At 59.7% G+C, this 23,911-nt stretch carries 19 protein-coding genes and 1 tRNA gene; 16 read left to right on the top strand and 4 right to left on the bottom strand.

What is annotated here, in order from left to right:
- Positions 1 to 102 precede the first annotated feature (102 nt).
- The 8 genes from ELQ88_RS20340 to ELQ88_RS20305 all read left to right on the top strand — a co-directional run bounded on the left by ELQ88_RS20340 (position 103) and on the right by ELQ88_RS20305 (position 9,203).
- Positions 103 to 330, top strand: a complete 228-nt coding sequence (locus ELQ88_RS20340; RefSeq protein WP_138967317.1) for a hypothetical protein — start codon at positions 103 to 105, stop codon at positions 328 to 330.
- Positions 327 to 1,298: an NAD-dependent epimerase gene (locus tag ELQ88_RS20335; RefSeq protein ID WP_138967315.1), complete on the top strand. Its 972-nt coding sequence runs from the start codon at positions 327 to 329 to the stop codon at positions 1,296 to 1,298. Before ELQ88_RS20340 ends, ELQ88_RS20335 begins: the two co-directional genes overlap by 4 nt.
- A 34-nt stretch (positions 1,299 to 1,332) precedes the next feature.
- Positions 1,333 to 2,076 (top strand): glycosyltransferase family 2 protein, encoded by a 744-nt coding sequence (locus ELQ88_RS20330; protein ID WP_138967313.1) that lies wholly within the window; start codon positions 1,333 to 1,335, stop codon positions 2,074 to 2,076.
- 1 nt (position 2,077) lies between these two features.
- Complete coding sequence (locus ELQ88_RS20325) at positions 2,078 to 2,371, top strand: lipid-A-disaccharide synthase N-terminal domain-containing protein (RefSeq protein WP_138967311.1); 294 nt, start codon at positions 2,078 to 2,080, stop codon at positions 2,369 to 2,371.
- Positions 2,372 to 2,438: 67 nt separating this feature from the next.
- On the top strand, positions 2,439 to 3,896 hold the full coding sequence (locus tag ELQ88_RS20320; protein ID WP_178084766.1) for a glycosyltransferase family 39 protein: 1,458 nt from the start codon (positions 2,439 to 2,441) through the stop codon (positions 3,894 to 3,896).
- 16 nt (positions 3,897 to 3,912) lie between these two features.
- On the top strand, positions 3,913 to 4,869 hold the full coding sequence (locus ELQ88_RS20315) for an SdiA-regulated domain-containing protein (RefSeq protein WP_138967310.1): 957 nt from the start codon (positions 3,913 to 3,915) through the stop codon (positions 4,867 to 4,869).
- Positions 4,870 to 5,180: 311 nt separating this feature from the next.
- The gene (locus ELQ88_RS20310) at positions 5,181 to 7,118 is read left to right on the top strand and encodes an LTA synthase family protein (RefSeq protein WP_138967308.1); all 1,938 of its coding nucleotides are present in this window, start codon (positions 5,181 to 5,183) and stop codon (positions 7,116 to 7,118) included.
- 912 nt (positions 7,119 to 8,030) lie between these two features.
- Positions 8,031 to 9,203, top strand: coding sequence for a DUF2252 domain-containing protein (locus tag ELQ88_RS20305; protein WP_346342822.1), 1,173 nt, complete (start codon positions 8,031 to 8,033; stop codon positions 9,201 to 9,203).
- A gap of 90 nt (positions 9,204 to 9,293) precedes the next feature.
- On the opposite strand, the gene ELQ88_RS20300 is transcribed toward ELQ88_RS20305, so the two are convergent.
- Positions 9,294 to 9,381: transfer RNA gene (locus ELQ88_RS20300), tRNA-Ser, on the bottom strand.
- A 123-nt stretch (positions 9,382 to 9,504) separates the two neighbouring features.
- Here ELQ88_RS20300 and ELQ88_RS20295 point away from each other — a divergent pair.
- Positions 9,505 to 10,176 carry a Bax inhibitor-1/YccA family protein gene (locus ELQ88_RS20295; RefSeq protein ID WP_064677351.1) on the top strand — a complete coding sequence of 224 codons (672 nt, stop codon included), beginning with the start codon at positions 9,505 to 9,507 and terminating at the stop codon, positions 10,174 to 10,176.
- A gap of 329 nt (positions 10,177 to 10,505) precedes the next feature.
- On the opposite strand, the gene ELQ88_RS20290 is transcribed toward ELQ88_RS20295, so the two are convergent.
- Positions 10,506 to 10,943, bottom strand: a complete 438-nt coding sequence (locus ELQ88_RS20290; protein WP_128872388.1) for an Lrp/AsnC family transcriptional regulator — start codon at positions 10,941 to 10,943, stop codon at positions 10,506 to 10,508.
- Between the two features lie 136 nt (positions 10,944 to 11,079).
- Between ELQ88_RS20290 and ELQ88_RS20285 the strand changes: the two genes are divergently transcribed.
- Positions 11,080 to 11,973, top strand: coding sequence for a DMT family transporter (locus ELQ88_RS20285; protein ID WP_128872387.1), 894 nt, complete (start codon positions 11,080 to 11,082; stop codon positions 11,971 to 11,973).
- Positions 11,974 to 11,980: 7 nt separating this feature from the next.
- Here ELQ88_RS20285 and ELQ88_RS20280 read toward each other — a convergent pair whose 3' ends face one another.
- Both ELQ88_RS20280 and ELQ88_RS20275 read right to left on the bottom strand, forming a co-directional pair.
- Positions 11,981 to 13,012, bottom strand: coding sequence for an FUSC family protein (locus ELQ88_RS20280; protein WP_138967304.1), 1,032 nt, complete (start codon positions 13,010 to 13,012; stop codon positions 11,981 to 11,983).
- Between the two features lie 56 nt (positions 13,013 to 13,068).
- A complete protein-coding gene (locus ELQ88_RS20275) occupies positions 13,069 to 14,694 on the bottom strand; it encodes an NADP-dependent glyceraldehyde-3-phosphate dehydrogenase (RefSeq protein ID WP_138967302.1) in 1,626 nt (541 codons plus the stop codon).
- Positions 14,695 to 15,026: 332 nt separating this feature from the next.
- Here ELQ88_RS20275 and ELQ88_RS20270 point away from each other — a divergent pair, with 332 nt between their 5' ends.
- The 6 genes from ELQ88_RS20270 (at position 15,027) to ELQ88_RS20245 (ending at position 23,108) form a co-directional block, all read left to right on the top strand.
- A complete protein-coding gene (locus ELQ88_RS20270) occupies positions 15,027 to 15,914 on the top strand; it encodes a Dyp-type peroxidase (protein WP_138967300.1) in 888 nt (295 codons plus the stop codon).
- A gap of 414 nt (positions 15,915 to 16,328) precedes the next feature.
- Entirely contained in the window at positions 16,329 to 17,297 is a 969-nt protein-coding gene (locus tag ELQ88_RS20265; protein WP_138967299.1) for a Gfo/Idh/MocA family oxidoreductase, read from the top strand.
- A 79-nt stretch (positions 17,298 to 17,376) separates the two neighbouring features.
- On the top strand, positions 17,377 to 17,994 hold the full coding sequence (lexA, locus tag ELQ88_RS20260) for a transcriptional repressor LexA (protein WP_064677362.1): 618 nt from the start codon (positions 17,377 to 17,379) through the stop codon (positions 17,992 to 17,994).
- Positions 17,994 to 18,611 (top strand): translesion DNA synthesis-associated protein ImuA, encoded by a 618-nt coding sequence (gene imuA / locus ELQ88_RS20255; protein ID WP_138967297.1) that lies wholly within the window; start codon positions 17,994 to 17,996, stop codon positions 18,609 to 18,611. Before lexA ends, imuA begins: the two co-directional genes overlap by 1 nt.
- A gap of 7 nt (positions 18,612 to 18,618) precedes the next feature.
- Entirely contained in the window at positions 18,619 to 20,034 is a 1,416-nt protein-coding gene (locus ELQ88_RS20250) for a DNA polymerase Y family protein (protein WP_138967295.1), read from the top strand.
- Entirely contained in the window at positions 20,010 to 23,108 is a 3,099-nt protein-coding gene (locus ELQ88_RS20245; RefSeq protein ID WP_228761540.1) for an error-prone DNA polymerase, read from the top strand. The genes ELQ88_RS20250 and ELQ88_RS20245 overlap by 25 nt, the downstream gene beginning before the upstream one ends.
- Positions 23,109 to 23,911 lie beyond the last annotated feature (803 nt).

Here is a 23,911-nt window from a genome sequence, read left to right as displayed (position 1 = left end):
GCTTTCTCACTATCACCTTGTGCCACTCACAAAATTTTCATTTCTTTTTGATTATAAGCCTCTGTAGGTACAGAAAAGCCTTGCCACCAAGCAGAGTGATTTATGGATGTGACCGTTCTTGTTAGTGGCTATGTCGATTTGGCACAGCCATCCTGCGTAACAAAAATGTTCAATCAGATGTGCTGGAGAGCTGTCGACGCTAGACATGGTGCCGATGGCCAGTTCACCATCGCGTTTTCTGAACTCATCTGCATCGAAAATATCAACGGGGTGCAGCATCAGTCTTATGGCGTAATAGGGAAAGGCACGCAAGGACGGAGCGGCGTATGAGGATACTGGTAACCGGCGTTGCAGGTTTTATCGGGTTCCATACTGCCAGGCGCCTATGCAGCGATGGCCATCAGGTTATTGGCATCGACAACCTCAACAACTACTACAGCGTTGAGCTGAAACAGGCTCGCCTTTCGCAACTAGCTGAATGCCGCAATTTCCAGTTCCAATTACTGGACGTCGCCGACAAGCAAGCGTTGTTGGATTTGTTTGCTGAAAAGGAGTTCGAGCAAGTCGTCCACCTGGCTGCTCAAGCCGGAGTGCGCTATTCCATCGACCACCCGGACACCTATGCGCAAAGCAATCTGGTGGGATTCCTCAATGTGTTGGAAGCCTGTCGTGCTCGTATGCCGGCGCATCTGATATACGCCTCAAGTAGCTCGGTGTACGGATTGAACGACCACTTACCGTATGCCACAACCGACCCTGTCGATCAGCCGGTGTCGTTCTACGCAGCTACCAAGCGCGCCAATGAACTGATGGCCCACGCCTACTCGCATCTCTATGGCATTCCCACTACCGGTCTGAGATTTTTTACCGTGTATGGTCCTTGGGGACGGCCCGACATGGCACTGTTCAAATTCACTGACGCCATCCTGAAAGGTCGCACTATTGACGTGTACAACGACGGTGCGATGTCTCGCGATTTCACTTATATCGACGATATCGTCGAGGGCCTTGTGCGATTGATACCGCTGCCACCGACCGATGAGACCGGCGCGCGAAACAAGGTTTACAACATCGGCTTTGGCGCGCCGGTGAAGCTTCTGGAATTTGTCGAGTGCATTGAAGAGGCGCTGGGAATCCGCGCAATAAAAAATTTCATGCCGCTGCAGCCAGGCGATGTCGTTAACACTTGGGCAGACACTCGCGAACTGGAGGACCGCGTGGGTTTCCGCCCACAGGTCACGGTGTCTACCGGTGTGCAGTCGTTTGTCGATTGGTACCGCAACTATTACGGCGTTTAGCCACTCACTTTCTCAGCTTTTTTACGGAAACGTCATGCACGAAACGCCATATGTGTCGGTCCTGATTCCGGCAAAAAATGAAGCAGGTAACCTCATTCCGCTATTGGAAGAGGTGCGTGTCGCGCTAGCCAATGAGACCTTTGAGGTCATAGTGGTCGATGATGGAAGCACCGACGCCACCGCCACCGAATTACGAACGCTACAAAGTAGTGGTTACAGTCAATTGAGGGTACTCAGTCATGCTCGTTCCCTCGGGCAGAGCACCTCGATTTACCACGCGGCCGAAGTGGCGAGTGGGCATTGGTTGGCAACCCTTGATGGCGATGGCCAGAACGATCCGGCCGATCTACCGAAAATGCTGGACCTGGTTCGTGGTTCGGAGGGCAAACCCGGAGGTGTAAAACTGGTGGCGGGTCACCGTGTAAATCGCCGGGACACGACGAGCAAACGCTGGGCTTCGCGATTTGCCAACAACCTGCGCAGCAGCCTGCTGAAGGACCAAACGCCCGACACCGGTTGCGGTATCAAATTGATTGAACGTGAAGCTTTTCTGCGCTTGCCATATTTCGATCACATGCACCGCTTTATTCCTGCCCTGATCCGTCGTCACAACGGCCGAATGTTGATTCAACCGGTGAACCACCGTGAGCGTGGCTCAGGGGTTTCCAACTACGGAAATCTCGACCGAGCCCTGGTGGGCATTGTGGATTTGTTCGGTGTGTGGTGGCTGATAAAACGCACCCGCCTGGAAGTCAACGCACAAGAAACCGAGGTGTGACATGGGCAAAGAATCTTTGTGGTTGGCTATTGGCTTCGCTGGCCAGTTGGCATTTACCGGGCGTTTTGTTCTGCAGTGGCTGTACAGCGAATACAAAAAACGCAGCATGATTCCTGTTGGGTTCTGGTATCTGAGCATCGTTGGCAGCGCGCTGCTGTTGGCGTACGCAATCTACCGCGAGGACCCGGTTTTTATTGTCGGCCAGTCTTTCGGTTTCATTGTGTACCTGCGCAATTTGCAGTTAATTGCCAAACATCGCGAGCAGGAAAGCCGCGAATTAGAAAAAAAGGACTGAGACGGTGCGGATACGACTAGCTTCTTCGCGGTTAGAACTTTTGGCTTTTGTGGTGTTGACGTTGGTCATGGTAGGAGCCGGTCTTGGCTGGCGCCAGCCGTTAAATGTCGATGAAGAGCGTTTTCTCGGCGTAGCCCTGGAAATGATGCAGAACGGTTCGTGGTTTATTCCCCATCGCGCTAGCGAAATTTACGCGGACAAGCCTCCTCTGTTCATGTGGGCTGTGGCGCTATTCGTGCAGCTTACCCACCTGCCAAAAGTAGCCCTCTACTTACCAGCGCTACTGGCAGGCGCCGTTACTACGGCCTGCTTGTATGACCTGGGCCGTCGCTTGTGGGGTCGGCGTGTAGGTGTAATCGCAGCGATATTGTTTCTCGCGACTTACCAGACCTACAGCATTTTACGGACAGGGCAGATTGATGGCTTTCTGGCTCTATGGATAATTCTGGGGATCTATGGTCTATGCCGGCATCTATTGCTAGGCCCGGCGTGGCGTTGGTACTACGTTGCCTGTGCAGCCATGGGGTTTGGAATCATCAGCAAAGGCGTGGGCTTTCTGCCGGTGTTGATGCTGATCCCATACGCGTATGCGGTGCGTAAAGGCTGGAAAGGAGTGGTGCCCATGCCCGGCAAAGCGCGAGCCTGGTGGCTAGGGCTGCTGGTCGCGTTAGCAGCAATCGCGATATGGCTGGGGCCTCTGTTGATGATCGTGCTGCAGGGCAGTTCCGATAGCCTGGCTTACGCCCAGGAAATCTTGCTGAAACAAACGGCTGGCCGGTACTCCAACGCTTGGGATCACCGCGAACCCTTTTGGTATTTCTTCGTCCAGGTTATCCCGAAGTATTGGGTGCCGATTTTTTTCATGCTCCCATGGCTGGTGCCCGCTTGGCGTAAGCAACTGGTCAAGCACGACGGTCGAGTGTTGGTGCTACTCGGTTGGGTGGTCTTGGTGTTGTTGTTTTTCAGCCTGAGCAGTGGCAAACGCAAGCTGTATATCTTTCCTGCGTTACCGGCACTGATTCTGTTGGTGGCGCCACTTATTCCCTGGATGCTACGCCGTTGTTTCAGCAAGCGTCCCAGGGGCAGAACGGTATTTGTTGTATTGACCGTGGTGTGGTTGTGCGCTTGGTGGGTACGCGGCTTCATCGAGCCCCATAAAGAAGGCATCAACCCCCACGAAACCATCATGCGTGAGGTGGCGCGGCTGACCGGAAACTCCGAGTTGGTGCTGGTCAGCTGGCGTGAGGGGCACTGGTTATTTGCGCAGCAACCGATAGTGCATTTTGGCTTCATGGACCGCCAATCTCTGGAACACTCAGCCATGTGGCTTCGTAGCCACCCGCAGGCCTATGCCCTGGTGCCCGCACGGGATTTGGCCCGCTGTTACGACCCGGAAAAAGCTCGCAGTGTTGGCGACACCTCAAGGGCGGAGTGGTTCTTGGTGGGTGCGGATGCGGACAACCATAGTTGCCAGCCTCCGGCACCAGACAAGGTTTATCAATTCGTGTGGAAGCATCCCCTGTGACGGCCGGAGTTGTTCGATGAATGTTGAATTGGGTGTGGCTTTGGTCTTGCGCAAAGCTCAGCGACGCCATCGGCTGCGCATTGTTATTCTGGTGTTGCTGACACTAGGAGTGCTTGGGGCGGCTTCCAGCCGTTTCTTCTGGCACCAACAGCTGTATCACTTTGTTTTGCAAACCTGGGGCAGCTCCGCTGAGGTAAAGCCAGGTTTGTGGTTGCCGGGGTTTATGCCTGATGTAGTGGCTAAGCCACTCGAGGGCATTGAAGATAACCTCTCGGGTATCACCTACGACTACGACCTTGATCGGTTGCTGGCCATTACCAATGGCGGCGAGCTGCAAATTGTCGCTCTCGACCGCACTGGCAATGTACTTGAGCGTTATCCGCTTGAGGGCTTTGACGATACCGAAGGATTGGCCTACATGGGCAATGGTCGAGTCGTTGTCACTGAAGAAGGTGATCAACGTCTGACGTTTATCCAACTACCCGAGAAGTCCGCGACCCTTCGAAAGGGTGCAGAGCCGTTCCTCACCGTAGGCGTCAACCTGAGTACAAACAACAAAGGCTTCGAAGGGGTGACCTATGACCCTGTCGGGGACCGATTATTTGTGATCAAGGAGCGCGATCCGCGCCAGTTGTATGAAATTGGTGGAGTGTCGAAGAGCTTGAATGGACACCTGTCCATCAACTTGATCGATCGAACTGAATGGGTTAACCAAAGCGTTTTCGGGCGTGACCTGGCCGACGCTTATTACGATCCGGGCACTGGACATCTCGTTTTACTCAGCGAGCAGTCCAAATTATTGATTGAGCTGGATAAAGAAGGTCGCTTTGTCAGTTATAAAAGTCTGCTCGAAGGCGTGAAGGATTTTTTCTCGTCCAAGGTGAATCCAGAAGGCGTAACCATGGATGCGCAAGGGCATTTGTACGTCGTGGCGGAGCCAAATTTGTTCTATTCGTTTAGTCGTAAACCATAAAATCGTTTTTTACTGGAAAATCTACTCTGCGTACCTCGCTTCCCCCGATACTCTTCAGCGCTGCCGAGGTGCATTGGGGGCTTTGCTTGTCTGAAGAGCCAGCAGCTGCCGCGGCATTGATTTTCACCAAGACCGCAATTCAGGACTTCGTTTTGACGAAATTTTGCTAATTCGTCGGATAGATTTACGTCCCCTCAAAATGGGTCGTAACTCAGTGCATTCGAAGACAAGAACGTCTTAATGCTTACGACTTTTCGGCCAATCGGCACAGCAATTTTCAATCTGGAGGGGAGCACAACAAGGAGTTTTTAATGCGTTTTCCCGCTTCAGCCCCTCTGCGTTTCCTATTGATGATCACAGGCCTGTGGCTAGTGATTTTTTTCCTCACCCGCCTAGTGTTACTCGCCACTCATCTTTCAGAGTCGGGTAGTGCATTTGCGTCGATCTTTGGCATCGGCGCCTTATACGACCTGAGCTTCCTACTTTACGCTGCGCTGCCGATGAGCCTGTATGTGCTGCTGTGCCCGCCGTCGCTGTGGCGATCACGTGCTCACCGCTGGTTTTTGCAGGGGCTACTGACGCTCAGCGTTTTCGCCATGTTATTTACTGCGGTGGCTGAATGGCTGTTCTGGGACGAGTTCGGCGTACGCTTCAATTTTATTGCCGTGGATTATCTGGTGTACTCCGACGAGGTGTTGAACAACATTCTGGAGTCCTACCCAATCGGCAAATTGCTTGGCGGGCTGGCGGTTATCGCGGTTGCTATTTGTATCGCTCTGCACAAACCTCTACAGCGGGTGATTGGTGCACCGTTGCCTTCCTGGCGCCAACGCGTGCTGAGTATCGGGGTGATTTTCGCTTTGAGTGCTGTCGTTCTATTGGTCGTTGACCAGGACACTCCACGTGGCAAAGGCGGCAACACCTATCAACATGAGCTGGCCAGTAATGGTCCGTATCAGTTTTTTGCCGCATTTCGCAACAACGAGCTGGACTACGATCAGTTCTATGGCACCTTGCCGAATGACGTGGTTGGCCAGCACATCCGCCAGGAGCTAGCGGAAGGCAACGTGCAATTCATCGGTAAAGATTCGCTCGATGTCCGCCGTACCGTGACCCAGAATGATAAGACCCAGCGACATAATATTATTCTGGTGACTATCGAAAGCTTCAGCGCCAAGTACATGGGCAGCAATGGGAACCCCGACAACCTGACGCCCAACCTCGACCAACTGCGTAAAGAGAGCCTGTACTTCAACAACTTCTATGCCACTGGCACCAGGACGGACCGCGGCCTGGAGGCCATTACGTTGTCTATCCCGCCGACGCCGGGACGCTCTATTGTCAAACGGGTTGGCCGTGAAAGCGGTTTCGCCAGCCTGGGCCAACAGCTGAAGCACGTCGGTTACGACAGCGTGTTTGTGTATGGCGGCCGTGGCTATTTTGACAACATGAATGCGTTCTTCAGCGGCAATGGTTATCGGGTCGTAGATCAAAGCAGCATCGATGAAGCCGAGATCCATTTCAAAAATGCCTGGGGTATGGCTGATGAAGACCTCTACCAGCAAACGCTGAAGCTGGCAGACGAAAATTTTGCCAACCAAAAACCGTTCCTTCTGCAACTGATGACTACCTCCAATCATCGTCCATACACTTACCCTGAAGGCAGGATCGATATTGCATCCGGTGACGGCCGCGACGGCGCTGTGAAATACACCGATTATGCAATCGGCAGGTTTCTTGAAGCCGCCCGAAATAAAGCCTGGTTCAACGACACTATCTTCGTCTTTGTCGCTGACCACACCGCGGGCAGCGCGGGTAAGGAAGATCTTCCGATTCGTAACTACCAAATCCCTTTGTTCATCTATGCGCCCAAGCTCATTCCGGCGCGTGAGGACGGCCAGCTTGCGAGTCAGATCGACTTGGCTCCAACCCTACTCGGTCTGTTAAACCTCAATTACGAATCGACATTCTTCGGTCGCAATTTGCTTCAGCCTTCCGCCTTGCCACCCCGCGTGTTGGTAGGTAATTACCAACACCTTGGCCTGTTCGATGGTAAAGATCTGGCGATCCTCAGCCCCCGAGCGATGTTGCGACGCCACGATGACGCGCTGGGTGCCAGCCATGAGGTGACGGTTCAGCTCGACGACCCCCTGGTCGCACGTGCGATTGCCCACTACCAGGCCGCGAGTTATGGTTTCACCCGTCGCCTGTTGAATTGGCCCGGCAGTGAAAGCATCACCAAGCAATAGCTCCCGCCACTAATCGCCCCCATACTCAGTCTCTTGGTGTGGGGGATGACCGTCCGGTTTCTGGAGGCAGGGAGGAGGGGGGACAGTCCCAGGCACTCAATAAAGCTAGTTACTCCCACTATCACTCGCGCCGTTGCCTGAATCCTGGTCCCCAGCAGGAGGCAACGTCGCGGCTCCTGCAAGAAATGGTAGCCCGCGAAATCGAAGGGCTTCAAGGCAGCGCAACACTGACATCTGACGAATCAATACTTCATCCGAGGTGTGGGCCGAAGTGAGGGCTGGCAGGTTTTGCCAAACCCCAGAAACGACAAAGCCCTGAAAAATCAGGGCTTTGTCGTATAAAGATGGCGGAGGCGATGGGATTCGAACTCATGGACCTGTTACAGTCGACGGTTGTCAAGACCGAGATACAAATGCCCGTAATTCGTGGTCTGTAGCGAGTGACCGCTTGGCAAGCAAGCAGCCATTCGGATAAGTCTACGATTCCAGAGTCAATTCAATACACCCGGCGCAATACAGCACCCAAGATCAGAGCTGCTACGCTTGAAATAATAGCCTTCGGCGCTTTCCAGGATGCCGGTGCACGCGCTCTCTGTTGGCTGATGGAACAGTCGCCTTACCAGATCCTGTGTCCAAGCGAGTTAGACTTCGTTGAGCAAAGGAGTGGACATGTCCCCCCGCAAAAATAAGTCTGCCAGCAGCATGACAAAGCAATCGGAAGGCAACGGGGACGAACTAGTCTTTCACTCGCGCAAGGAGCGTCTGTACGCGGGTGAGCAATTACGCGAGCGTCTGCCGCATTCGGTTCACGCCGTATGGAAACTACCGCGCAAACACCGTGACCCTATCGATCTCCTCGAGGAGTCCAACCGTTATCGACTGCCCAATCTGGTGCCTGTGCGCTACGGGCGCATGTTGCGCAGTCCATTCACCTTTTTGCGCGGCGCTGCGGGTTTGATGGCGCATGACCTGGCCACTACCCCGACCACTGGCATTGCGGTGCAGGCTTGCGGGGATTGCCACCTGATGAACTTCGGGTTGTTCGCGACACCTGAGCGCAATCTGATTTTTGACATCAACGATTTCGACGAAACGCTCCCAGCCCCTTGGGAATGGGATGTAAAACGCTTGGCGATCAGTTTTGCCGTGGCCGCACGCGATAACCAAATCAGCGAAAAAGACGCACGGGCCATTGCTGCCGAATGCGTTCGTGCTTACCGCGAGCGCCTGCGCAAATTTTCGAAGATGAGCCCACTGGATGTCTGGTATGACCACCTGGATGCCCAATCGATCATCGATATGGCACCCAATGCTGAAATCAAGAAAGTTCGGGAGCAAGTGGTTGCAAAGGCCAGGATGCGTGTCGGCGATTACCTCTATCCCAAGATCAGCAGCGAAGTTGGGGGGCGTCGGCGGCTGATCGATCAGCCGCCCATACTGTTTCATGTGTATGAAAAGGGCTTCGTGCAGAACGTCCGTTTGGCTCTGCAAGATTATCGATTGTCGCTGCCCCATGAACGGCGCGTGCTCTTTGATCGTTACCGTCTCGAAGACATTGCCGTCAAAGCTGTCGGGATCGGCAGCGTCGGTACCTATTGTTTCGTCGGTCTGTTCTTTTCCGCGGAAAACCACCCTTTGCTCCTGCAATTCAAGGAAGCCTGTACCTCGGTACTGGCGCCCTATGCAGGCAAGAGCGACTACGAGAACCAAGGGCAGCGCGTAGTCACGGGGCAGCGTCTGATGCAGTCCTCCAGCGACATCTTTTTGGGCTGGACACGCAGCCAAAACGGCCGGTATTTCTTTGTACGCCAGTTGCGAGACATGAAAATGTCAGCGCCCATCGAAGGCATATCCGCCGCACGAATGAAGATGTACGCCGAGTGGTGCGGTCTTACCCTCGCCCGTGCCCACGCCAAATCAGGGGATGCGGCTCTTATTAGTGGCTACTTGGGCAAGACGGATTCATTCGACCAGGCCATCGGAAAATTTGCCATCGCCTATGCCGATCAAAATGCAAAGGACCATGCCGCGCTGGTGGCCGCAGAAAAATCAGGGCGGATCAATGCGCTGAGAGAAGAAGACTGATGAAGCCGATCCATGGTGTTGCCTTTGCCTCGTGCACCAAACCCCAGAAACGACAAAGCCCTGAATAATCAGGGCTTTGTCGTATAAAGATGGCGGAGGCGATGGGATTCGAACTCATGGACCTGTTACAGTCGACGGTTTTCAAGACCGTTGCCTTAAACCACTCGGCCACACCTCCGTTTGCGTTGCGGGCGCCATAATACCTGAATGAAACACACTGTCAAACTCTCTTCGTAGCTTGTTACAGAGCGTCTGTTATGATCTTTGCGACTGAACGTTTCAAACCAACAGGAGTGTCGCCATGCGCGAACAGGATTACGCAGTTAATAACAGCGTGCAGGCTGAGCAGCTAGAGGTTAGCCGCGTCCTGCGCAACACTTACGGCTTACTCGCCCTCACCCTCGCATTCAGCGGCGTGATGGCGTATGTCGCCCAGCAGATGCGTGTCGGCTACCCGAACATTTTCGTGGTGCTGATCGGTTTCTACGGCCTTTTCTTCCTGACCAACAAGCTCCGTGATTCCGCCTGGGGCCTGGTGTCGGCATTTGCCCTGACCGGTTTCATGGGTTTCCTGCTCGGCCCGATTCTCAACCGTTACCTGGGCATGCAGGGCGGCGCCGAAGTCGTGAGCTCGGCCTTCGCGATGACCGCGCTGGTGTTTGGCGGCCTGTCGGCCTATGTGCTGATCTCCCGCAAGGACATGAGTTTCCTCAGTGGCTTCATCACTGCGGGTTTCTTCGTGTTGCTGGGTGCGGTGGTTGCCAGCTTCTTCTTCCAGATCAGCGGCCTGCAACTGGCGATCAGCGCAGGTTTCGTGCTGTTCTCCTCGGTCTGCATTCTGTTCCAGACCAGCGCCATCATCCATGGCGGCGAGCGTAACTACATCATGGCGACCATCAGCCTGTATGTATCGATCTACAACCTGTTTATCAGCTTGTTGCAGATCTTCGGCATCATGAGCCGCGATGACTGATCGCTGGCGTTGAGTAAAAAACCCGCTTCGGCGGGTTTTTTTATTGGCTTTTGTAGAGCGTCGTGGGGGATCAGGGCTTGCAGTGTTGTCGTTGATTTGTCGTTTTGAGGTGTTCGTGAAGAAAGTGTCCGGTGAGGTTCAAGACGGTATCTACAGGGGGATTGAGTAGGGTCGGAAGAGATGGGGCGGCTGTCAGGGCGCCTTCGCTGGCAAGCCAGCTCCTACAGTTGGATTGTGTGCGGATCAGGGAGCCAGGTCGGCTGGTAGGCCGCCTCGCTTTGGCTTTTGCGGTGCACGCCCCCTCACGCCCCGGCCGTCTGGCTGCGTACTCATGCCATCGGTGGCAACCGCCGCTTGACCGGCGTCTTCTTGACAATAGCCGTGTTGGTTTCAGCATGGCTATTAAGCCGGTCAAGCAATGTGTCCAGTTGCTCCATCGACCGCACATGCAACCGGGCAATGAAGCAATCGTCCCCAGTAACCTTGTCACATTCGGTGAACTCGGGGATCGCCTGGATCTGCCGCTCCACCTCCTGCAACTGACCCGGCAGCGGGCGGATACGGACGATGGCCTGCAGTTGATAGCCGAAGCATCTGGGATCGATCTCTACCGTGTATCCCTTGAGTACACCTCGTTCTTCGAGGCGGCGCAGGCGTTCGGCAACACTGGGCGAAGACAGTCCGCTGATGTTCGCCAGGGCCTTGAGCGAGCGCCGCGAGTCCTCCATCAAGGCGGTGATCAGCACCTGGTCGATGTCATCGGTCATGGCGAAATCCTCGATTAGGCAATTAATCGGAACCGCCTTGATAAAAAAGGCAGAAACCGAGTTTAGCCTGATTTTTGCGCTGGAGAAGCCCCCGGGCGGATTGGCATACTTTGGGCTCACACACAGGAGTCTGATGATGGACAAGACAATACGTCGCGGCTCATTTGAAATGACCGCCGCCATGCTGATTTCCGGGACCATCGGCTGGTTCGTGCTGGTGTCCGGGCAACCGGTGCTGGACGTGGTGTTCTGGCGCTGCGTGTTCGGCGCCGGGACCTTGTTGCTGATTTGCGCGGCATTCGGCTTCCTGCGCCCCGGCATCCTGACCCGCACCACCTTCTTGCTGGCCGTGCTCAGCGGCGTGGCGATTGTCGGCAACTGGGTATTGCTGTTCGCGTCTTACTCCCGCGCCTCGATTGCCATCGGTACCGCGGTGTACAACGTTCAGCCGTTCATGCTGGTGGGGTTGGCGGCGTTATTCCTCAACGAGAAAATCACCCTGCAGAAACTGTTCTGGCTGGGCATCTCGTTTCTCGGGATGTTGGCCATTGTCAGCGCCCATGGCGACCAGAATGAAAGCGGCAATGATTACCTGGTTGGCATCGCCCTGGCGCTGGGCGCTGCATTCCTTTATGCGATTGCCGCGCTGATCATCAAGCGCCTGACCGGTACGCCGCCGCACCTGATCGCGCTGATCCAGGTCAGCACCGGCGTGCTGCTGCTCGCGCCGTTCGCGCACTTCTCGGCGCTGCCCCAGGCACCCAGCGCCTGGGCCAGCCTGGTGACCCTGGGCATTGTCCACACCGGCGTGATGTATGTGCTGCTGTACGGCGCGATTCAGAAACTGCCGACGGCACTGACCGGTGCGTTGTCGTTCATCTACCCGATTGCGGCGATCTTCGTCGACTGGTTTGCCTTCGGCCATCGCCTGGAGCCCCTGCAATGGCTGGGTGTCGCCGCGATTCTCCTGGCGGCTGCCGGCATGCAGCAGGGCTGGACCCTGAAATGGCGGCGCACGGTCACGCCCTGAACCGGCGTCAGATGTTCCAGCGCGGCGCGGTCTTGGCCAGGCGCTGGCGCATCTGGCCGATGTTGGCGGCCAGCTGGCGGTTCAGCAACCGGTAGCCGTCCAGGGCGTTATAGACCGGGGCATCCAGGCTGGCATCGGTCGGCAGTTCGGCGGGCCGACTGAGGCGCTGGGTGGCACCGGATTTCAACGCCCGGGCCATGCCGATCAACTGCACCCGAATCAGCCGATGCTCGGCTTTGAGCGTCGATTGCAGATTGGCCATGGCCACGGGGTCGTTGGTATCCGGCCGGGTGTTGCCGAGGATTTCCAGGGTGCTGATACACAGGCGCAGATGGCGCTGGATGGCATCGAGTTCGGTCATGGAAATCCGCACTTCCTTGGACACCGACGGCATCAGCGAGCGCAGTTGCAGCATCACCGTGTTCAGGCGGCCCATGATTTTGTGGTATTCGTCATCGCTGACCGACTGGCCATTGATGATGCGGGCGTGGATCGCCGCGCAGTCGCGCAAAGCGTCGGCCAGGTTGTAGCGCCAGGAGTAGACCGCGTACAGCGGCAGGGCGAAGGAAAACGCCAGGGCCAGGGCAATGCCGATCAGGATATCGACCCCGCGCCACAACCCGTCGGTGACTGGATTGTCGCCATGCCCGGCGACGATGAACACGGTGATCGCCGACAGCAGCGCGGTGTAACCGCCCTTGCCGATGGCGTGGTACGAGAAAAACCCGCACACCACGGCCATCTCGAAATAGGTCAGCCAAGGCATGCCGAGCCAGGCCTCTTGCGCCACCAGCGCCAGACCGACAGCGGCGCCGATCAAGGTGCCGATGGCGCGTTCGGCAGCCTTTTTGCCGATATTGCCGTGATGCTGCAAGCCGCCGATCACCACCAGCATCGTCACCGATGCCCACTCACCATGGGGCAGGTTGATGCCGGTGGTCAGCAGGATCGTGGCCAGCAATCCAAGCGATACGCGCACCGCGTGGATCAGTCTGGCGTGGCGATAGCGCCGGTACGGGTCCAGTAACGGACGCAGCATCCGGCGCAGCAGTGGTGGCAGTCGGTTGGCTCTGAATGTGCTCAGGCTTGATCTCCTCAGAAAATGTAATCGGTGGTCAGGAAACTCGAACTGCGTCCGCTGATGATATCGCTGATGAGTTCCTTGTTGGTTTCCTGAAACTTGGTCGCCACCAGTGTCCGGATCGAAAACACCCGCAGCGCATCATGTACCGACAGCGTGCCTTCGGCGGAGTTCTTGCGGCCGTTGAACGGGTAGGTGTCCGGGCCGCGCTGGCACTGGGCGTTGAGGTTGATTCGCCCGACCTGGTTGGCGAAGGTGTCCACCAGCCGGCCGACCGCCACCGGGTTGGTGCCGAAGATGCTCAACTGCTGGCCGAAGTCCGATTCCAGGACGTAGTCGATCACCGTGTCCAGATGCCGGTAAGGCACGATCGGCACCACCGGGCCGAACTGTTCTTCCTGATAGACACGCATCTGCGGTGTCACCGGGTACAGCACGGCGGGGTAGAAGAACGAGGCGCGGGCTTCACCGCCATTGGGGTTGACCACGGCGGCGCCTTTGCTCACCGCATCGGCCACCAGCGAGTGCAGGTAATCGACCTTGCTCGCTTCCGGCAATGGTGTCAGCGCCACGCCGCTGTCCCACGGCATGCCGGGTTTGAGCGTGGCGAGTCTGGCGTTGAATTTTTCGATGAAGGCCTCGACCACATCTTCGTGGACGAAGAGGATTTTCAGCGCGGTGCAGCGCTGACCGTTGAAGGACAGGGAGCCGGTCAGCGCTTCACTGACCGCGTTGTCCAGGTCCACCTCGGGCAGGACGATACCGGGGTTCTTCGCATCCAGACCCAGCGCCGCGCGCAGGCGGTGCGGTCTTGGGTGCAGTTTTTTCAGGTCGCTGGCGGCCTTGTTGGTGCCGATGAACGCAAAGATGTCGATCTTGCCGCTGGCCATCAGCGCGCTGACGGTCTCGCGGCCGCTGCCGTAGATCACGTTGATCACCCCGGCCGGGAAGCTGTCGCGGAAGGCTTCCAGCAGCGGACGGATCAGCAGCACGCCGAGTTTGGCCGGTTTGAACACCACGGTGTTGCCCATGATCAGCGCCGGAATCAGCGTGGTGAAGGTTTCGTTCAACGGGTAGTTGTAAGGCCCCATGCACAACGCCACGCCCATGGGCACGCGGCGGATCTGGCCGAGGGTGTCCTGTTCCAGCTCGAAGCGACTGGAGCGGCGGTCGAGTTCCTTGAGGGCGTTGATGGTGTCGACGATGTAGTCGCAGGTGCGGTCGAACTCTTTTTCCGAGTCCTTGAGGTTCTTGCCGATCTCCCACATCAACAACTTGACCACCGCTTCACGTTGTTCGCGCATGCGGCCGAGGAAGGTTTCGACGTGCTGGATCCGCTCGGCCACGCGCATGGTCGGCCACAACCCCTGACCCCGGTCATAGGCGCGGACGGCGGCGTCGAGGGCGGTCAATGCGGTGTCGGCGTCGAGCAATGGCGTGCTGCCGAGGATGACTTGTTCGTCGCCGCTCGCACCGGCCAGGTACACCGGGCTGCGGACCTGGGCGAGGGCGCCTGACCAGGTTTTCAGCTCACCGTCGACCAGGTATTCACGCTGCTCGATCTGGCCGTCGAGGCGGTATTTTTCCGGGATGTCGCCGGCAGAGGGAAACAGGTTGCCAAGGATCTGTGCTGTGGTCATGTCGCTACCCCGTCTGGATTGGGTGATGCGGATAAGGTCTGTTATCGCCATGCGCTGCGATCAGGTCAAGGCCTGATCACGACGCGGCTGTCGAAAGTAGTGGAAACCAGTCGCGCAGTGGTTTGAAACCCTGAGCAGGCTGCGCGTTCGATCAGCCTGGCTGAAACGTTTTACCAGATCGCTGCACCGATTGTCATGACCCACGGCATGCAGCCTGTCCTGATTGGTTAAAAGTCCCTGCGCCGTGCGGCGAGCCAGCATTCTTTTACCCCCGGGAACACACAACGGCCAACGCTGGGGGTAAACTTCGCGCTCTTTCCAAAGGAGTTCATATGAGCCACTACCAGCCGGGCATTCTCGCCACCCCAGTCCCCCCTCAAGCCCGTCATATGTTCTTCGCACTGGAATCGACCGCTGCACTCCCGGCCGCGCTCGACAACTTGATGCAACTGGTGGACGGCAAGTCGGTTGTGGTCGGTTTCGGCGAGTCCCTGGTCAAGGCGCTTCATGGCCAGATCGAAGGCCTGCGTCCCTTTCCGGCGCTGACCGGGGTCGGCGTCGACAACCCGTCGACCCAGCACGCGCTATGGTGCTGGTTGCACGGAGTCGACCGTGGCGAGTTGCTCAATCGCAGCAACGCCATCGAAGCCGCCCTGGCCCCGGCCTTGCGCCTGGTGCAGATGAACGAAACGTTCCGCCACCTCACCGGGCATGACCTGACCGGTTACGAAGACGGCACCGAAAACCCCCACGACGAAGCCGCCGTGGCCGCCGCGCTGGTGGGTGAGGGCGCCGAAGGCCTGGTGGGAGGCAGTTTCGCCGCGATCCAGCAGTGGCAGCACGACCTCAAAGGCTTCAATGCGATGCCTTCCCATGAGAAGGACAACATCATGGGCCGCCGCCTGAGCGACAACGAAGAGCTCGACGATGCGCCGATCTCCGCCCACGTCAAACGCACCGCCCAGGAAAGCTTCGCCCCTGAAGCGTTCGTGGTCCGTCGTTCGATGCCGTGGATCGAAGGTGACCGCGCCGGCCTGATGTTCCTCGCCTTCGGTTTTTCCCTCGATGCGTTCGAAGCCCAATTGCGGCGCATGAGCGGCCTGGAAGACGGCATCACCGATGGTCTGTACCGCATGAGCCGGCCGATCACGGGCGGCTATTACTGGTGCCCGCCGCTCAAGGATGGTCATCTGGATTTGCGCGCATTGCGCGTCGGCTGAACTGTGTGTAGGAGCCGGCTTGCTGGCGAAGGCGTCGTGATGGGCGCTGCAAGGCTGGAGGGCGCCTTCGCTGGCAAGCCAGCTCCTACAGGGGATCGTTGTCGAACTCGGGATTGGTGTACGGCCCGGTTACCTGTGTAGGAGCCGGCTTGCTGGCGAAGGCGTCGTGATGGGCGCTGCAAGGCTGGAGGGCGCCTTCGCTGGCAAGCCAGCTCCTACAGGGGATCGTTGTCGAACTCGGGATTGGTGTACGGCCCGGTTACCTGTGTAGGAGCCGGCTTGCTGGCGAAGGCGTCGTGATGGGCGCTGCAAGGCTGGAGGGCGCCTTCGCTGGCAAGCCAGCTCCTACAGGGGATCGTTGCCGGATTCGGGATTTGCGCGCATTGCGCGTCGGCTGATTATCAAGGAGTGAATATGAACCTGGTGCGCTGGGGCATGATCGGGTGTGGCAGCGTCGCTGAGCGCAAGAGCGGACCGGCCTTCTACAAGGCTCCCGGCTCGGCGCTGGTGGCGGTGATGGGGCGACGGCTGGAGGCGGTGACCGATTATGCTGCGCGCCACGGCATCGCCAGGACCTACACCGACGTCGAGGCGTTGATCAACGATCCCGAGGTGGACGCGGTGTACATCGCCACGCCGCCCGGCAGTCATTACGCCTACGCCTTGAGAGTGGCCGCCGCGGGTAAACATTGCTGTGTCGAAAAACCGATGTCGCTGAATGCCGGGCAAAGCCGGGAGATGCAACAGGTCTTTGCCGATGCCGGGCTGCACCTGTTCGTGTCCTATTACCGACGTTCGTTGCCGCGTTTCCAGCAGGTGCGGCAGTGGTTGGAAGCGGGGCGAATCGGCGAGGTCCGGCACCTGAGCTGGACCCTGACCAAGGCGCCGTCGGCAGAGGATCGCAGCGGTGCCGGCAACTGGCGTACCGATCCGGCGATTGCCGGTGGTGGCTATTTCGCAGACCTGGCCAGCCATGGCCTGGACCTGTTTCAGTACCTGCTCGGTGACATCGTCGAAGTTGCCGGTTTCACTGCACGACAGGCCGGGTTGTATGCCGCCGAAGATGCGGTCAGTGCCAGTTGGCGCTTTGCCAGCGGGCCGATGGGCATGGGCTGCTGGAACTTTGTCGCGGATCGGCGCGAGGACCGGGTCGAGGTGATCGGCAGCAAAGGGCGGATCAGCTTTTCGGTATTCGATGAGCATCCGGTTCAGCTTGAAGCGGATGAACACCTCAGCCTGCACATTGAACATCACCACCACATCCAGTGGCATCACGTGCTGGGCATGAACGCGCATATCCGGGGCGAATCCCGGCATCCGGCGGTGGCCGAAGAGGCGTTGAAAACCGATTGGGTGATGGACCAAATACTCAAGCGCGGCTGAACCTGTGAGCGAGTTTCGTGATCGACCCTACCGACAGCAGATTGACGGTCCTTGCCAGGAAAACACCAAAAGAGTACAAATGTACTCCATGACGACTCTAACCCCCCGCCGTACCGCCATCCTGACCTTCATCCGCGAGCGAATCGCCGAGCACGGTCAGTCCCCGAGCCTCGCTGAAATCAGCGAGGCGTTCGGTTTCGCCTCCCGCAGCGTGGCGCGCAAGCATGTGCTGGCGCTGACCGAAGCCGGTTTCATCGAGGTCAATGCGCATCAGGCCCGGGGCATTCGCTTGCCCGGGCAACCGGCGCGGCCCGAGCTGCTGGACATTGCGGTACTGGGGCGGGTGGCGGCGGGGGCGCCGATCGGGGCCGATGCCGAGGTGCACAGCCGCTTGCTGCTGGACCCGTCGATGTTCTCCCGGGTGCCGGATTACATGTTGCGGGTCCGGGGCGACTCCATGATCGAGGACGGCATTCTCGACGGTGACCTGGTGGGTGTGCATCGCAATCCGGAGGCCGTCAACGGCCAGATCGTCGTGGCGCGGCTCGATGGAGAAGTCACCATCAAGCGTTTCGAGCGGGTCGGCGATGCCGTGCGCCTGTTGCCGCGCAACCCGGCGTATCAGCCGATCATCGTTCGCGCAGATCAGGACCTGGCCATCGAAGGGGTGTTCTGCGGTCTGGTGAGGCAAGGGTGATGGGCGCCGTCGTTGCGTTGGATGCGCTGTTCAATGGCGGCCAGGTCTGGCGGGGCCGGCCTGCGCCACCGGCCGCCAGCCCGCAACCCACCGGGCATGCCGCGCTGGATGCGGCCTTGCCCACGGGCGGCTGGCCGGAAGCGGCGTTGACGGAGATCCTCCTGGCCGGGCAGGGCGTCGGCGAGTTGCAACTGGTATGGCCGGCGCTGGCGCGGTTGTCGGCGGCGGGTGAACGCATCGTGCTGGTGGCGCCGCCCTACGTGCCGTATCCCCAGGCGTGGCAGAGCGCCGGGGTCGATCTGCGCCAGTTGTCGATCATCCAGGCCAGCGAGCGCGATGCGCTGTGGGCGGCGGAACAATGCTTGCGTTCGGGCAGTTGCGGCGCGGTGTTGTGCTGGCCGCACAAGGCCGATGACCGCGCTTTGCGCCGCTTGCAGGTGGCGGCGGAAACCGGCTCGACCCTGGCATTCGCCTACCGCTCGATCCATGAAGCCATCAACCCTTCGCCCGCCGCCTTGCGCATTGCCATCGACGCCAGGCCTGCGCAGTTGCGGGTGCTCAAGTGCCGGGGCGGGTTGGCGCGGTCGGCGCCGATTGCCTTCCCGGTGGGGCATTGAGGTTGCCATGCGCTGGGTGTGCATTCTCTTCCCGCAATTGGCGCTGGACGCGGTCCTGCGTCAGCGCGCCGACCCCGATGAGCCGCTGGCGCTGCTGAGCGGCCCGGCCCAGCGTCGGGTGCTGCAGGCGGTCAACGCTTCGGCGCGGGCGCTGGGCTTGCGTCCGGGCCAGTCGATGACGGCTGCGCAGGCCCTGAGCAAGGGTTTTGTCACGGCGGAATACGACGCTGCCGAGATCGAGCACTGGCAGCAGTTTCTCGCCGCCTGGGCCTATCGGTTCAGCTCCCAGGTCAGCGTGCATTACCCGCGGGCGGTGGTGTTTGAAATCGAATCCAGCCTGGGGTTGTTCGGGCCCTGGCCGCACTTCGAAGCACGCTTGCGCGCCGAACTGGGCGAGCTGGGGTTTCGCCACCGCATCGTTGCCGCGCCCAACCCGGTGGCGGCGCGGGTATTGGCCAATGCCTATGACGGTCTGGTGGTGCCCGACGATCAAGCCTTGCAGTATCACCTGGGGCAGTTGCCCATTGACCGCATCGGGTTGGAGGCGGGGGTCGCCACGGCGTTGTCGCGCATGGGCTTGCGCACCCTGAGTCAGGTGCAGGCGTTGCCCCGGCAGAGCCTGGCCCGACGTTTCGAGGCCCAGGTGCTCAAGCACCTGGATGCCCTGCTGGGCGCCCGTCGGCTGGCGCTGGCGTTCTACTTGCCGCCGGACCGGTTCGATGTGCGCATCGAGCTCAATTTCGATGTGCAGTCCCATCAGGCGCTGCTGTTTCCGTTACGCCGCCTGACCTGTGATCTTGCTGCTTTCCTCTGTGGCCGGGACAGCGGCGTGCAGCGCTTTGACCTGCACCTGGAACATGCCGGGTTACCGGACAGCGTGATCAAGGTCGGCCTGCTCAGCGCCGAGCGCGATCCGGCGATGCTCTTCGAGCTGGCCCGGGGGCGGCTGGAACAGGTCCGGGTCGAGGCCCCGGTGCGCGGTTTTCGTCTGCGCGCCGAAGACTTGCCAGCCTTCGTTCCCCAGTATCAGGAACTGTTCGACGACCGCCCGCAGCAGTCCTTGCCCTGGGAGCAACTGCGCGAACGCCTGCGCGCGCGGCTCGGGGATGATGCGGTGCAGGGCTTGCGGTTCCAGGCCGATCACCGGCCGGAGTGTGCGTGGCAGGCCAGTGTCGACAGTCAGCCCTGTGCGGAGTTGTCGGGCGTGCAACGACCGGGTTGGCTGCTGACCGAACCCTTGGCGGTCCACGAAAGCTCGACGCGCATCCTCATGGGGCCGGAACGCATCGAGTCCGGTTGGTGGGACGGCGCCGACGTGCGCCGCGATTACTACCTGGTCGAAACCCGTTCCGGCCAGCAGGGCTGGGCCTATCGGGCGGTGGGTGAGGGCGGCCCGTTATGGCTGCAGGGCTGGTTCGCATGACGATCGATTATGCCGAGCTGCATTGCCTGTCGAACTTCAGTTTCCAGCGCGGAGCCTCCAGTGCCCTCGAACTCTTTCAACGGGCGAAAAAACAGGGCTATCAAGCGCTGGCAATCACCGATGAGTGCACCCTGTCGGGCATCGTTCGCGCCTGGCAAGCGGCCAAATCCGTGGAACTGCCGCTGATCATCGGCAGCGAGATCCGCATCGACCACGGTCCGAAACTGGTGCTGCTGGTGGAAAGTCTGGAGGGTTACCAGACCCTGTGCCGACTGATTACCCGGGCCCGACGCCGCACGCAAAAAGGCCAGTATCAGGTGCTGCGCGAAGACTTCAGCGAACCGATGCCGGGTCTGTTGGTGTTATGGGTACCGGACGCGGTCGATGACGTTGAAACCGGTCGCTGGCTGCAGCAGACCTTTGCCGAACGGCTGTGGCTGGCGGTCCAGTTGCATCGCGGCCAGGACGATAGCCGCCGGCTGCACGAGCTGCTGGGGCTGGCAAGGGCGCTGCGCATCCCGGCGGTGGCCAGCGGCGATGTGCACATGCATGCACGCGGGCGGCGCGCCTTGCAGGACACCATGACCGCGATCCGTCATCACCTGCCGGTGGCCGAGGCCGGGTTGCGCCTGCACCCCAATGGCGAGCGCCATCTGCGCAGCCTCGAGGCCTTGGGCGAGCTGTATCCGCCAGCATTGCTCGATGAAACGCTGAACATCGCCCGGCGCTGCACGTTCGACCTCGGCCAGTTGCGTTATCAGTACCCTCGGGAGCTGGTGCCCGAGGGGCACACGGCCACCTCCTGGCTGCGGGTGCTGACCGAGCAGGGCATTGCGTGGCGTTGGCCACAAGGCCCGCAAGCCAAGGTATTGCTGCAGATCGACAAGGAACTGGAGCTGATCGCCGAGCTGGGCTATGAAAGCTATTTCCTCACGGTTCACGACATTGTGCGGTACGCCCGCGAGCAACGGATTCTTTGTCAGGGTCGTGGTTCGGCCGCCAACTCGGCGGTGTGCTTTGCCCTGGGGATCACGGAAATCGATCCGGATCGCACTACGCTGTTGTTCGAGCGCTTTCTCTCCAGGGAACGCAACGAACCGCCGGACATCGACGTCGATTTCGAACACGAGCGGCGTGAAGAAGTCCTGCAGTACGTGTTCCGGCGTTATGGCCGCACCCGCGCGGCGCTGACCGCGGTGGTCAGCACCTATCACTCGGCCGGCGCGGTGCGCGACGTGGCCAAGGCCTTGGGGTTGCCGCCGGACCAGGTCAATGCCCTGGCCGATTGCTGCGGCCACTGGAGCGATGAAACACCCCCCGTGGAGCGCCTGCGCGAAGGCGGTTTCGACCCCGACAGCCCGGTGTTGCGCCGGGTGCTGAGCCTGACCGGGCAGTTGATCGGCTTCCCCCGGCACCTGTCCCAGCACCCCGGCGGCTTCGTGATTTCCGAGCAGCCCCTGGACAGCCTGGTGCCGGTGGAAAACGCCGCCATGGCCGATCGCACCATCATCCAGTGGGACAAGGACGACCTGGACGCGGTCGGGCTGCTCAAGGTCGATATTCTGGCCTTGGGCATGCTCAGCGCGATTCGCCGCTGCTTTGATCTTTTGCGTCGTCACCGCCACCTGGACCTGAGCCTGGCGACGATCCCGGCCGAGGATTCGTCAACCTACGACATGATCGGCCATGCCGACACCGTCGGCGTGTTCCAGATCGAGTCGCGGGCACAGATGTCGATGCTGCCCAGGCTCAAGCCCCGGACCTTCTACGACCTGGTGATCGAGGTCGCGATCGTGCGGCCGGGGCCGATCCAGGGCGGCATGGTTCACCCTTACCTGCGGCGGCGAAACAAGGAAGAGCCCGAGACCTATCCCTCCCCGGAACTGGAGGCCGTGCTCAAACGCACCCTGGGCGTGCCACTGTTCCAGGAACAGGTGATGCAGATCGCCATCGTGGCCGCCGACTACAGCCCCGGCGAAGCCGATCAATTGCGTCGTTCCATGGCTGCCTGGAAACGCCATGGCGGACTGGAGCCGCACAAGGATCGCCTGGCCGCCGGGATGAAGAAAAATGGCTATACGCCCGAGTTCGCCGCGCTGATCTTCGAACAGATCAAAGGCTTTGGCAGCTACGGGTTCCCCGAGTCCCATGCCGCCAGTTTTGCCTTGCTGACCTACGCCAGTTGCTGGTTGAAATGTCACGAGCCGGCGGCCTTCGCCTGTGCGCTGATCAACAGCTGGCCCATGGGTTTCTACAGCCCGGACCAGATTCTGCAGGACGCGCGCCGGCACCACTTGCAGATTCGCCCGGTCGACGTGCGGGCCAGTGACTGGGATTGCAGCCTGGAACCGATCAGCGGCGCGCAGCCGGCGATTCGCATGGGCTTGCGGATGATCAAGGGGTTTCGCGAGGACGATGCCCGGCGGATCGAAGCGGCCCGTGCCAAGGGGGTCTTCATCGACATTGCCGACCTCGGTGCACGGGCGCGACTCGATGCCCGCGCCCAGGAACAACTGGCCGATGCCGGGGCCCTGCGCGGGCTGGCCGGTGACCGGCATCGGGCGCGCTGGGAGGTGGCGGGGGTGCAGAAACAGCTCGGTTTGTTTGCCGGGCTGCCGAGCCAGGAGGAAGACGCGGTGGCATTGCCCAAACCCACCGTGGGCGAGGACCTGCTGGCCGATTACACCAGTGTCGGCACCACCCTCGGGCCGCATCCGCTCGCCCTGCTGCGGGATGAATTGAAAGCCCGGCGTTGCCGCAGTTCGAAAGAGCTCATGGCGGTCGAGCACGGCCGCCCGGTCAGCGTCGCCGGGCTGGTGACCGGCCGGCAACGCCCGGGCACCGCCAGTGGCGTGACCTTCGTCACCCTGGAAGACGAGTTCGGCAACGTCAACGTGGTGGTCTGGCGCGACCTGGCCGACCGGCAGCGACAGGTGCTGGTCGGCTCGCAGTTGCTCAAGGTCGACGGGCGTTGGGAAAAAGAGGGCGAGGTGCGCCACCTGATTGCCGGACGCTTGAGTGACCTGAGCCCGTTGCTGGACGGCATCAGCGTGCGCAGCCGGGATTTCCGCTGATCCCGCACATCCCCCTGTAGGAGCCGGCTTGCCGGCGAATGCGTCAGCACATTCAACATCTCTGTGGCTGACCGCCGCCTTCGCCAGCAAGCCGGCTCCTACAGGACTTGCGGCAGACTTCGATCCCGAATACTTCCCCGATGGGTAGGAGCCGGCTTGCCGGCGAATGCGTCAGCACATTCAACATCTCTGTGGCTGACCGCCGCCTTCGCCAGCAAGCCGGCTCCTACAGGACTTGCGGCAGACTTCGATCCCGAATACTTCCCCGATGGGTAGGAGCCGGCTTGCCGGCGAATGCGTCAGCACATCCAACAACTCTGCGGCTGACCCGCCGCCTTCGCCGGCAAGCCGGCTCCTACAGGACTTGCGGCAGACTTCGATCCCGAATACTTCCCCGATGGGTAGGAGCCGGCTTGCCGGCGAATGCGTCAGCACATCCAACAACTCTGCGGCTGACCCGCCGCCTTCGCCAGCAAGCCGGCTCCTACAGGACTTGCGGCAGACTTCGATCCCGAATACTTCCCCGATGGGTAGGAGCCGGCTTGCCGGCGAATGCGTCAGCACATTCAACATCTCTGTGGCTGACCGCCGCCTTCGCCAGCAAGCCGGCTCCTACAGGACTTGCGGCAGACTTCGATCCCGAATACTTCCCCGATGGGTAGGAGCCGGCTTGCCGGCGAATGCGTCAGCACATTCAACATCTCTGTGGCTGACCCGCCGCCTTCGCCAGCAAGCCGGCTCCTACAGGACTTGCGGCAGACTTCGATCCCGAATACTTCCCCGATGGGTAGGAGCCGGCTTGC

This window comes from Pseudomonas sp. MPC6 (assembly GCF_006094435.1).
In the GTDB taxonomy this organism is placed as follows: Bacteria; Pseudomonadota; Gammaproteobacteria; order Pseudomonadales; family Pseudomonadaceae; genus Aquipseudomonas.
Note: the sequence above shows the minus strand (reverse complement) of the source record. Positions and strands in the feature narration are given on the sequence as shown.